Origin of the sequence: Sunxiuqinia rutila, assembly GCF_050589705.1 — a bacterium.
Taxonomy (GTDB): Bacteria; Bacteroidota; Bacteroidia; order Bacteroidales; family Prolixibacteraceae; genus Sunxiuqinia; species Sunxiuqinia rutila.
Genome location: NZ_JBNGOT010000008.1, coordinates 92,980 through 105,153, shown reverse-complemented (window position 1 = coordinate 105,153; position 12,174 = coordinate 92,980). Strand labels below are relative to the sequence as shown.

General features: G+C 44.7%; 8 protein-coding genes. 6 read left to right on the top strand and 2 right to left on the bottom strand.

Features of this window, described 5'->3' with window-relative positions:
* Nucleotides 1-2: 2 nt before the first annotated feature.
* On the bottom strand, nt 3-1,454 hold the full coding sequence (locus tag ACRD6K_RS11790) for an SUMF1/EgtB/PvdO family nonheme iron enzyme (protein ID WP_299579383.1): 1,452 nt from the start codon (nt 1,452-1,454) through the stop codon (nt 3-5).
* Between the two features lie 220 nt (nt 1,455-1,674).
* On the opposite strand from ACRD6K_RS11790, the gene porU reads away from it, so the two are divergent.
* The 6 genes from porU (at nt 1,675) to ACRD6K_RS11760 (ending at nt 10,084) form a co-directional block, all read left to right on the top strand.
* Nucleotides 1,675-5,388, top strand: a complete 3,714-nt coding sequence (porU, locus tag ACRD6K_RS11785) for a type IX secretion system sortase PorU (protein ID WP_430973411.1) — start codon at nt 1,675-1,677, stop codon at nt 5,386-5,388.
* Nucleotides 5,389-5,504: 116 nt separating this feature from the next.
* Nucleotides 5,505-6,671, top strand: coding sequence for a type IX secretion system outer membrane channel protein PorV (porV, locus tag ACRD6K_RS11780; protein ID WP_430973410.1), 1,167 nt, complete (start codon nt 5,505-5,507; stop codon nt 6,669-6,671).
* Nucleotides 6,668-7,156 (top strand): 2-C-methyl-D-erythritol 2,4-cyclodiphosphate synthase, encoded by a 489-nt coding sequence (gene ispF, locus ACRD6K_RS11775; protein ID WP_430973409.1) that lies wholly within the window; start codon nt 6,668-6,670, stop codon nt 7,154-7,156. Before porV ends, ispF begins: the two co-directional genes overlap by 4 nt.
* The gene (locus ACRD6K_RS11770; protein WP_430973408.1) at nt 7,153-7,515 is read left to right on the top strand and encodes a CoA-binding protein; all 363 of its coding nucleotides are present in this window, start codon (nt 7,153-7,155) and stop codon (nt 7,513-7,515) included. Before ispF ends, ACRD6K_RS11770 begins: the two co-directional genes overlap by 4 nt.
* 1 nt (nt 7,516) lies before the next feature.
* Nucleotides 7,517-7,849, top strand: a complete 333-nt coding sequence (locus ACRD6K_RS11765) for a thioredoxin family protein (RefSeq protein ID WP_430973407.1) — start codon at nt 7,517-7,519, stop codon at nt 7,847-7,849.
* A 60-nt stretch (nt 7,850-7,909) separates the two neighbouring features.
* The gene (locus tag ACRD6K_RS11760) at nt 7,910-10,084 is read left to right on the top strand and encodes a sensor histidine kinase (RefSeq protein WP_430973406.1); all 2,175 of its coding nucleotides are present in this window, start codon (nt 7,910-7,912) and stop codon (nt 10,082-10,084) included.
* Here the strand turns inward: ACRD6K_RS11760 and hutU are convergent.
* Complete coding sequence (gene hutU, locus ACRD6K_RS11755) at nt 10,081-12,081, bottom strand: urocanate hydratase (protein WP_430973405.1); 2,001 nt, start codon at nt 12,079-12,081, stop codon at nt 10,081-10,083. The genes ACRD6K_RS11760 and hutU overlap by 4 nt on opposite strands.
* Nucleotides 12,082-12,174 lie beyond the last annotated feature (93 nt).

The following is a 12,174-nucleotide window of genomic DNA, read 5'->3' as shown; positions in this document are numbered from 1 at the left end:
TTTTAGAACCCCTGAGGGCTTCCTACTCTTGTCATTGCACAACGGAAACCAATATCATTGCTTGCCTGATCTTGTTCCAGATAACGTCGTGTCCCAGGAATGAGCCAGTAAGCACGATCTTTCCATGATCCACCTTTGTAAACCCGCACGTTGTCTGAAATTAACGAGGTGAATTGTCCGGCTTCGTCTGATTTCAGATACATATCTTCAGTGGACAGCTGATCCTGTAAGGCTTGCCAGTCCGGTCCTTCAATGATCTGAGAACTGTAGTCTCCATCTTTAAAGTTGCGGTAATCAGCAATGGTGTCCTGAATTAACTCGCCATATTCGTTGCGAACCAGATTTCCATCTCCATCCCGGCGATATTGCGTGAACACATTTCCGCGGAAAGGTTGAAATTCGTCAACATCCTGTTGGTTCATCGGACGGTATACGTCAGCAACCCATTCGTTTACATTTCCGGCCATACAATACAGACCATAATCATTGGGATGGTATGAATTAACTGGAGCTGTAATGTCGGCGTTGTCATTAAGAGCACCAGCCATACCCATCATATCTCCACGACCACGAACAAAGTTTGCCATCATCTGTCCGCGGTCTTTTTTGGAGTCATCGCGCAGGTAACTTCCATTCCAAGGGTAAAGTTTGCGCTCAGTCAATAATTCGCCATCGGCATTTCCAATCAAACCGTAGGCTGCATATTCCCACTCTGCTTCGGTTGGAAGCCGGTAATTGGGGAGCAGAACTCCATCTTCCCACTTAAGCTTGCGCGCATTTCCGGCAGCATCTTCAATGGGATTATCGCCTTCTGTACCTTCATAAAGTCCGGCCAAATAGCTGTTTGTCGTGTAGACATTCTGACCTGTTTGGGTGTTGTCGTGTTGCAGTACGCCACGATCAACCAGAATTTGCTCGTTGACACGATCTGTCCGCCATTTGCAATAAGCGTCGGCTTGCAACCAGCTAACTCCAACTACAGGATAGTCGCTGTAAGCAGGATGTCTGAAATAGTTTTGGATATAAGGTTCGTTATAGCCCAACTCTTTGCGCCATACCAAGGTGTCAGGCAGGGCCGCTTTGGCTTTTCCCGGGTGCTCCGGGTAAACCCGTTGAAGCCAGAAAATGAATTCACGGTAGTCAAGATTCGAAACTTCGGTTTCATCCATATAAAACGAAGCGACAGTTACCCGTCGGGGCATGTTGTTCCAATCATACATAACGTCTTGCTCCACACGTCCCATTGTGAATGTTCCCCCTTCGATGAAGGTGAGTCCGGGGCCTGTAATTTGGTTGTAATCGCCATCGGCTTGAAAACCTCCGTTGTCAGGATTGTTGTATTCCCATCCGGTTGTACTTGATGCTTTTTTTGCTTTGCCACCTTTCCCTAAAAGCCCACAACCTGCCATCAAGACAGCCAAACTTAAGAATAATACGGCCTTAAATTTCATCATCTGTATTTTCAGTTTGATTTTATTATGCACAAATATAACTAAATTGTTCTATTCTTATTGTTTGGTTTGTACAACTTTTTAATAAGAAATTGTTGAATAGTCTTTGTATTTTTGCCTATTTGCAAGAGAAAACGACATTATTCTCTTTGATTAATGATCCTTAATTGTTAGGGATTTATGGTTGAAGGTGTTTCATTTTTAAATCAAGAGTCTTGTTTTGATGAGATTATATTTGTTTATTTTAATTATTTTCTTGTACTCAGAAGCTGTGTCTGCCCTTCCTGATCAACGTCAGATTTTGTGGACGGATGCAGCAACAATGAGCGGTCTTCAACCATTCGGAGCATTCGAACAGGCTTACATCTCCGACGATGGTTTGCCCATTTATCAGGAGATAATTGAACTGGAGGGACCCAATAAACGGATTGAACTGGTCAACTTTGTGTTTGAGACGATTGATGGCCAAGGAACGGAGTTGAAAGCGTTAGGTGACTCGCTTGTAGTTAAGCCCCGCTATGGCTCCTCGGATGGGAAGTTTTTCGCCATGCTTCATTTTATGCCAGTTATTCAGAAAGGTAATTCGTTAAAGCGCTTGGTTTCATTTGATATCGAGACATATACTGTGTCGGCGAAGTCCGTACGCCTGAAGAATGAGGTTCAGACGCGATCGTCGGTTTTGGCTTCCGGAAGATGGGTGAAAATAAAAACTACTGCAGAGGGAGTACATCAAATTACATACGCTCAGCTTCAGGAGTGGGGCTTTAGCCAGCCTGAAACTGTTTGTTTGTATGGCAACGGAGGTTATATGCTGCCAAAAATGAACGACGAATTCTACTGGGATGACTTACAACAAAACGCAATTTTTCATGGGCAGAATGGTCAGGGAGAAAAGTGCCTGTTCTTTTATGCTACCGGAACAGTGCGCTGGGAGTTGGATGAAACCACCAGACAGTTTGTTCATGCGCGAAACGATTATTCGGATCATGCCTATTACTTTTTAACGGATCAGGGCAGTCAAATGACGATTGTCACGGCCCCTGAAATTATAGCCCTTGCCAATTACCAGACTTCCACTTTTGATGAGCGATTGGTTCATGAACTGGAACAGGAAAACCTGATCCGTTCTGGGCGAAGGTGGTTTGGCGAAAAGTTTTCGAACGGGCAAAGCCGGTCTGTGGTTTTACCACTTTCAAACCTGGCCGACGCGCGAACTGTTCATGTTGATTTGACCGGGGCCGGACGTTCGGGAAGTAGTTCTGCCTTTCAGGTGAGTCTTAATAAATCGAATGTTGATGCCTTAAATTTCACCCCAGTGAATATGGGCGATGCTGTTGCCACCTATGCCGACCTGGAAAGTACCTCGTACGAAATTACCTCTTCCGAAGAGCGCCTGAATGTTGGCTTGCGCTACAGCGCTTCGAACAACACTTCCTTTGCCTGGCTCGACTTTATAAGATTGAACTATCGGCGCAAGCTCGAGGTGAAGGATCAATTGGTGTTTCGTGATTTAGCCAGTGTTGGAAGCGGTATGCTGACTCAATTTGACTTAACCGTTTCCAGCGGCGATTGGCAGATTTGGGATGTAACTGATTTTACTCAGCCTGTATCCATGCCTTTTTCCATTGAAAATAGCCGGGCGAGTTTTAAAGCAGCTACCGATGAGTTGTGTGAGTTTGTGGCTTTCAATACGAGGGCTGAATTGCCCCGGCCGGAGTTGGTTGGACCGATTGATGCACAAAACCTGCATGGCCTGACCGGGATGGATATGGTAATTATTACACATCCTGACTTTTTGAATGAAGCTAATGCCTTGGCTCAATTTCATGGGCAAAATGGAGCCTTGGCCGTTGAAGTGGTGACTCCTGACAAAATTTACAATGAATTCTCCGGAGGAGCGCCCGATGTGGCTGGTATCCGCAATTTTTTGAAAATGCTTTACCAGCAGCCGAATTCATCGCTGAAATATGTGCTTTTGTTTGGTGATGGCAGCTATGACAATAAAAACATTCGCGGGGAAGCAACCAATCTTATTTTGACTTACCAGTCGCCCAACTCCCTGTTGCCAACTTCGTCTTTTGTTACCGACGACTTTTTTGTGCTTTTGGATGAAGGCGAAGGTGAATATCAGGGGATGATTGATTTGGGAATCGGACGTATTCCGGCCAATACCGTTGCTGAAGCAAAAATTGCCGTTGATAAAATCAGGAATTATGCCAGCAACAGCTCACTGGGCAACTGGCGGAATGTTATTGCCTTTATTGGCGACGATGAGGACTCCAATGTGCATATGACTCAAGCGGAGGGATTAGCCACGATTGTCAATGAAACCAGTTCGGCATTTTATACCGATAAAATCTATTTTGATGCTTATCAGGAACAGTCAACAACCAGTGGCAACCGGTATCCGGAAGTGAACGAGGCCATTAACAATCGGGTAAAAGAAGGGGTGCTGATCCTGAATTATACCGGACATGCCAGCGAAACGACGCTGGCTGCCGAAAAGGTGTTAACCCCCAGTGAAATTGATAACTGGTCGAACTATAATAAGCTTCCGGTTTTTGTTACGGCAACTTGTGAGATCAGTCGGTTTGATGCCGATGAGAAGAGTGGGGGTGAGCACATTCTTTTCAATCCCAATGGTGGAGGCATCGGCCTTTTCAGTACCACCCGGGTTGTTTATTCCAATCCGAATTATGTGCTGAACAAAGAATTTTATGCCCATGTGTTTAGTCAGGATGAGCACGGTAATAACCTGCGCATGGGCGATGTGCTGAAGCGCTCCAAAAACGGGGTCAATACCGGAATTAATAAACGAAGTTTTACACTCCTGGCCGATCCTGCACTGCGCTTGGCTTTCCCGAAATTTCATGTTCAAACAGAAACGATCAATGGTCAGCCAGTCAGTGAACTGACCGAAGAGTTAGGAGCCTTGTCGGTGGTGACCATTGCTGGGAAGGTCGCAGATCATACCGGGAAGGTGTTGACCGATTTCAATGGCGAGTTGATGCCGGTGGTGTATGACAAGAAATATCCGGTGGAAACGCTGGGAAATAATGGTGAAGAGCCTTTCAGTTTTGAAATGCAGGATCATGTTATTTACAAGGGAGTTACTTCGGTGACTGATGGCCGGTTTGAATTCTCATTTATCATCCCCAAAGACATTTCTTATGCTGTGGGAAGCGGTAAAATCAGCTACTATGCCAACAATGGCGAGCTTGATGCACATGGCGTTTTTGATGAGTTTGAGATTGGAGGTGCGGTTGATGGTTCCGTTAATGATACGGAAGGGCCTGCCGTTGATCTTTACCTGAATAGTCCGGAGTTTAAATCGGGCGACCGGGTTGGAAAAAATGCTGTTTTAATTGTTAATATTGAAGATGAGCATGGAATCAATACCATCGGGGTAGGAATCGGGCATGATATTACGCTGGTTCTGGATGATGATTATTCGAATGTGATGGTGCTGAATGATTATTTTTTGAGTGAAAAGGACAGCTATAAAAAAGGACAGGTTATTTTTCCCCTGAACAACCTGAGTGTGGGGGAGCACACGCTCAAGTTTAAAGTGTGGGATGTGCTGAATAACTCCACAGAGGTTGAAATTCGGTTTGTGGTTGATTCCAAGCTCGAAATTCTAAGTTTGGAAACTTATCCCAATCCGGCCAGTGATTTTGCTAACTTTGTATTTACGCACAATCGTCCGGATGAATCGTTCGATACCCAGCTGGAAATCTACAACCTGTCCGGCAGTTTGGTCGAGGTGTTAAAACAGCGTCTGGGTTCAAACGGAACGGAAAGTTTACCGTTGGTGTGGCCAATCAATGAAAGCCAGATGTTGGTGCGCAACGGCGCTTACCTTTATCGGGTTATCATTACAGCCGACGATGGTTATTCGGCCAACAAAGCCGGTAAAATTATTATTTCGCGCTATTAGTTTGTTCTGTGATATACTTTTTACGCCTTACGCTACGTTCTCCATTTTGGGTTTCCTGCTTGGGAACTCTTTTACGATGATCTATATTTGCAATTCAATACCTTGAAATAGTGATAATGAAAAAACGATTTACAGTTCTTGCTTTTTTGATTGGACTTATGCTCTTCTCCAACGAGACTTTTGCACAGGCCACTTCATCAACAACAGGAGCTAACACAATTTTAACCGGTGTGCCTTTTCTGACAATTGCGCCTGACTCACGGGCCGGAGCAATGGGAGACGCCGGAGTTGCCTCTACGCCAGACATGAATTCTCAGCATTGGAATCCTGCGAAATATGCTTTTATCGATAGCGAGATGGGGGTTGCTCTTTCTTATACCCCTTGGCTGCGCAACCTGGTTGATGACATTAATTTGGCCTACCTGGTGGGGTATAAACGCCTGGATGACTTACAGACCATCAGTGCTTCACTCCGTTACTTTTCACTGGGCGACATATCGTTTATGAGTGATTATGGTGATTTTCAAGGTCAGCAAAGTCCCAATGAGTTTGCGATTGATGTGGCTTACACCCGTTTGTTAAGCGACCATTTTTCCGGATCGGTGGCCATGCGTTACATCCGGTCGGATTTAACCGGCGGACAGTTGGTTAATGGAGTGCCATCAACAGCAGGTAACTCTTACGCGGCTGACATTGCGTTTTATTACCAGAATGAAATGCGGGTGAACCGGAAGGAGTCCGTTTTTTCGGCCGGTATTAATATTTCCAACATCGGAAGTAAAATTTCCTATACCGACGGGCAAACTAAAGACTTTATTCCTACCAACCTGAAGTTGGGAGTCGGTTATCAAACCGAGATGGATCAATACAACACCATCGGTTTTTATTTTGATATCAATAAATTATTGGTTCCTACACCAAGTACAGATTCAGTTGATATTGTGGAAGGTGGTTTTAGCGAGGATAAATCGGTAATCTCCGGTATCTTCAGTTCATTTGGCGATGCGCCCGGCGGGCTGAAAGAAGAATTGCAGGAGATTAGCTATGCCGTGGGGGCTGAATATTGGTACAACAAGCAGTTTGCCTTGCGCGTTGGTTATTTTTATGAGAATGAAAATAAAGGAAACCGAAAATTTATGACAGCAGGTGCGGGCTTGAAATTGAATGTTTTTGCCCTTGATTTTTCTTACCTGATACCAACGGTGCGGAATCATCCGCTTGAAAACACCTTACGTTTTACACTCTCATTTGATTTCGAATCTTTTAACAACCAACGCCGATGATGCCATTTCGTATTGGGTACGGCTACGATGTTCATCGTTTAGCTGTCGGAGAAAGCCTGTGGTTGGGAGGTATCCTTATTGAACATGATAAAGGAACCGTTGCCCATTCTGATGGCGATGTGATTATTCATGCCTTATGTGATGCGATGCTCGGAGCCGTGAAGCTTCGCGACATTGGTTATCACTTTCCGGATAATTCAGCCGATTTTAAAAATGTGGATAGTAAAATATTGCTGGCCAAAGTAAAAGACTTGGTCGAAAGTAAAGGCTACGTATTGGGGAATGCAGATATTACCATTGCAGCCCAAAAGCCTAAGTTGAAAAATCATATTCCTTTGATGGAGCAAAAGCTGACGGAAGTGCTGCAGGCTGATGATCTAGCCATTTCAATAAAAGCAACGACCACCGAGCAACTTGGTTTTGAAGGAAGAGAAGAAGGCATGTCGGCGCATGCTGTTGTCTTATTAGTGAAAAAAGAATCATGAAAAAAAATACCTTGGTCATTGGGGCCAGCGAAAACCCCGATCGCTATTCTCATAAGGCGATCAAAGCTTTACGCAACAACGGACACCCAGTTGTGGCCATTGCTCCTCGTGCAGGAAAAGTGGAAGATGTTGAGTTTGACACGTCTAAAAAGCCTTACTCCGAAATTGATACAGTAACGCTTTATGTGGGGCCGCGCCATCAGCCCGATTATTACGATTACCTTTTTGAGTTAAATCCCCGACGGGTTATTTTCAATCCGGGAACGGAAAATCAGGAATTGGTTCGAAAACTGGAGAACAAAGGGATAGAGGCTGAAGAAGCCTGTACATTGGTTTTATTAAGCATTGGGGCCTACTGATATGTATCAAACCATTCAAAATCTGGAAGAATATCAAGCGCTGGTTGCCAATGAACCTGCGCTTTTGGTATACTATTCAACGGTTGAGTGCCAGGTATGCAAAGTGCTGAAACCGAAAGTGGGAGAAATGATCCGGCAGCACTTTCCAAAGGTTAAGCTGGCCTATGTCAATCTCAATGAGTCGCCGGAGTTGGCGGCCCAAAACCGTATTTTTGTGGTGCCAACCCTTCAGGTGATTTTAGACGGGCATGAGTATATTCGGAAGAGCAGAAGTTTCAGTATTCATGAACTCCAGGAGCAGTTAGCCAGACCTTATCAGTTAATGTTCTCCTAAAAAATTTGGAAAAACAGATAAATTAAGGTTATTTTTACTAGTAATATTAAAGTTTTTGCTTTGAGGAAACTAGTATTAAGTTTTTTTCTTCTTTTGTTTAGCTCCATGACTTCCATTCATGGGCAGGTCCAAACTTCAAAAATAGATAGTCTGCTTGAGGTTTTACCCCGTTTGCATGGTGCTGATCTGGCTGATGCCAGCCTTGAATTGGCAGACGCTTACCTGTATCTTACTCCGGAAAAAACGATTGAGTATGGAGAAAAAGCACTTGCTTTGTTAGCTGACTCCGACAGACCAAATGAACTCTGTTATGCTAAGCTGTTAATTGGAACTGGCTATATTGCAATCGGTGAATTTAACAAAGGGGAAAAGTTTATTACCCCCGCATTGTCCCTTGCCCGCAAAATAAAAAATGCCAAGTATATCAGCATTGGGTTAAGTGCTTTGGCTGCTTTTCATATGAATACCGGAAATTATGCCAAAGCCATGGAGTTGTTTAAGGAAACCCTGGAAAAGGCAACGCAGGCAGGTTTACCCGACTGGGAGGCGCGGGCCAAGTTAAACATCGGTTCTCTTTTAACCAACCAAGGCGACCGAGCCGGCGGATTGCGCTATATGACAGAAGCTTTGGCTTATTTTGAGTATTCGGGCAATGCGCCTGTTGTAGCGCGAATCATGAATAATATTGCAGTCAACTATCATGCCTGGCGTGACTATGATCTGGCCTTAAAGTATTATCGTAAAACGCTTCGTGCCTATGAAGTCTCGGGCGATTTGCTTGGAAAGGTGGTTGTCTTGAATAACATTGGCGAAATATACAAAGATAAAGGGCAGTACGACATGGCCCTGCAGTACTACGATCAGATTTTTGACCTGGCAGAGAATAACTCAATCAGCGACTTTTACCTGGCTATTGGAAAGGTAGGATTGGCTGAGACCTATTTGCTAAAAGGCGATAATGCGTTGGCGCGCGATTATGCCAATCAATCCCTGCATGTTTTTGATTCACTTGGTATGAAGGAGGGAGAGATTAATGCCAAGCTGATTCTTTCTCAGGTTAATATGCATGAAGACAAGCTGGTTCGGGCCAATGAAATAGTAGATGACTGTTTGATTGAGGCGAAGGCTATTGGTTTGAAAGAGTTAATTCAAAAAGCCTATCTCTTGAAATCAGAAATTCTTCAGAAACAAAAAGACGATAGCGGGGCTTTGGAGAATTACAAAAAATATGTGGCAATTGCTGACTCCCTGAAACTGGAGAAGCAAACCCATCAATTGGCTCTTCACCGGGCGGAGTTGGATCTTTCAGAAAAAGAAAATGAAATTGAGTTGCTGCAGAAGGATAATGAAATCAAAGATTTGCAGCTGATCAAACAAAAGTCTCAATCACGAACATTTATTGTTGCCATTGCATTGCTGCTGGCTTTGGTGGGCCTTTCGTTAAGCTACAATAAAGCCCGGAAAAGAGCGAATGACTTGTTGCAACAGAAGAATAAGCAAATTATTGAACAGCATGAAGAGTTGCTGCGGGTTAATCAGACCAAGGATAAGTTTCTGTCGATTATCGGGCATGATTTGCGGAACCCGATAGGAGCCTTTAAAGACATGGTGAGCCAGTTGGCCGAATTTCCGGAAATGTTTGATGAAGCACTGCGCAGTCAGATTCTTGAGGAACTTCGCGATGAAGCAGAGAGTACTTATTTTTTGCTGGATAACTTGCTTTTATGGGCTAAAGCGCAGAAAAACAGCATTCAATTTAAACCGGAGAAGCTGAAGCTAAATCTGGTGATTAAGAATAACATCATTTTAAATTCGCGAACTGCCACCCGTAAAAAGATTGACTTGAAGGCAAACATTCCTGATGAAGTGCTGGTTTATGCGGACCACAACATGGTTGATCTGGTTGTTCGTAACCTACTCTCGAATGCCCTGAAATTTACACCGGAAAATGGGAAAGTTGACATCCTTGTAAAACCGGTGGATGCCAATTTCATCGAAGTAAGTATCAAGGACACCGGTGTTGGCATTGCAGAGAACGACCTCCCGAGGCTTTTAGATCCCAACGACCATTTGTCAACTTATGGTACGAGCAACGAAAAAGGCTCGGGCCTTGGCCTGGTGCTGTGCCGCGAATTCATCGAAATGAATGGCGGTAAACTCGCGATTCACTCTCAGGTAGGGCAGGGCAGCACCTTTAGCTTTACCCTAAAAAAGTACAGGGTCAAACAAGCCTAAAACAGACCTTTTAAAGTCTCATCAGAGCTCTCGTGAGGCAAGGTTACTTTTAGGTTTGGATTGGCCTCCATGGCTCGCTTAATGGCAAAAACAGCCGATGGGTTTCCAGCCCAGTTGCGACGGGCAATTCCATTATTCACATCCCAATGAAGCATCATCTCCAAACGTTGGTCTGATTCGGCACTGCCATCTATGGTGAGTCCAAAGCCGCCGTTGATTGACTCGCCCCAGCCAACACCACCGCCATTGTGAATGGAAACCCAGCTTGCTCCCCGGAATGAATCCCCAATGACGTTTTGGATAGCCATATCAGCTGTAAAGGCCGAGCCATCATAGATGTTTGATGTTTCGCGGTAAGGTGAATCCGTTCCGGAAACATCGTGGTGGTCACGGCCCAGAACAATCGGAGCAGAAATCTTTCCATCCCGAATTGCTTGGTTAAAGGCTTGTGCCAGTTTGATCCGTCCTTCTGCGTCAGCATAAAGGATACGGGCTTGAGAACCAACTACCAATTGATTTTTTCCAGCTTCTTCAATCCAATGAATGTTGTCTTGCATTTGCGATTGAATTTCAGCGGGAGAATGTTGGTAGATTTCTCGTAGTACTTGGGCTGCAATCTCATCTGTTTGAGCCAAGTCAATGGGATCTCCCGAGGTACATACCCAGCGGAAAGGCCCAAAGCCATAATCAAAAAATAGCGGGCCCATAATATCTTGTACATAGGATGGGTAACGGAATTGCTGATCTGCTTTAAACACATCCGCTCCGGCACGGCCAGCTTCCAAGAGGAAGGCATTGCCATAGTCCCAGAAATACATGCCTTGGGAAGTCAGTTTATTGATTGCTGCAACATGCCGGCGCAGGGTTTTATAAACTTCTTCTTTAAATTGTTCAGGTTGTTCGGCAAGCATTTGTTTGGCAGTTTCAAAATCGATTCCTGCAGGATAGTAGCCACCACCAAATGGGTTGTGCAGCGATGTTTGATCAGAACCGAGATCAACCACGATATTTTCGTCTGCAAATTTCTCCCACAAATCAACAATGTTACCTTGGTAAGCAATTGAAACCGCTTCTTTGTTTTGTTTGGCTTCCTGCATCCGAACGATTAGCTCATCCAGATTTTCATAAACCTCGTCAACCCAGCCTTGCTCATGACGAACCTGTGTGGCTTTGGGGTTAATCTCGGCAACAACTCCAACCATACCGGCAATCTTAGCTGCTTTGGGCTGAGCGCCTGACATACCGCCTAAGCCGGAAGAAACGAAGATTTTTCCAGCCATGTCGGTGGCTCCTTGCAGGCGAGCGGCGTTCATCACGGTAATGGTGGTTCCGTGCACAATTCCCTGTGGTCCGATATACATGAATGAACCTGCAGTCATTTGTCCGTATTGAGTGACTCCAAGCGCATTCATACGTTCGTAGTCATCACGTCCCGAATAATTCGGGATCACCATCCCATTGGTGACCACCACCCGTGGCGCATTGGGATGTGATGGGAAAAGTCCCATCGGATGGCCTGAGTATAAAACAAGGGTTTGCTCATCCGTCATTTCTGACAAGTATTTCATGCAAAGGCGATACTGTGCCCAGTTTTGGAAAACAGCCCCATTGCCTCCGTAGGTAATGAGCTCGTGTGGGTGTTGAGCTACGGCATAATCCAGGTTGTTTTGAATCATTAGCATGATACTGGCTGCTTGGACAGAATTGGCTGGATAGTCGCTAATTGGCCGGGCTTTCATTTCGTAATCCGGACGAAGTCGAAGCATGTAGATTCGCCCGAAAGTGTTGAGCTCTTCAGCAAATTCAGGTGCCAAAATGGCATGTTGCTCTTCCGGGAAATAACGGAGTGAATTTTTTAATGCTTGAATTTTTTCAGCTTTTGATAGAATGTCTTTTCGCTTGGGAGCGTGATTGATAGCCGGTTCATAGGCTTTTTTAGGGGGAAGTGGATTGGGAATGCCTTCCCGGATGGCTGCTTGAAATTCGAATTTTGTCATAACCGGATTTTTTGGTTCATCTTTTGAATAATTAGCTCTGACGACAAATTTGGGACTTTCCCCGAAAAGAAACATTGATTTTCATTCGGTTTT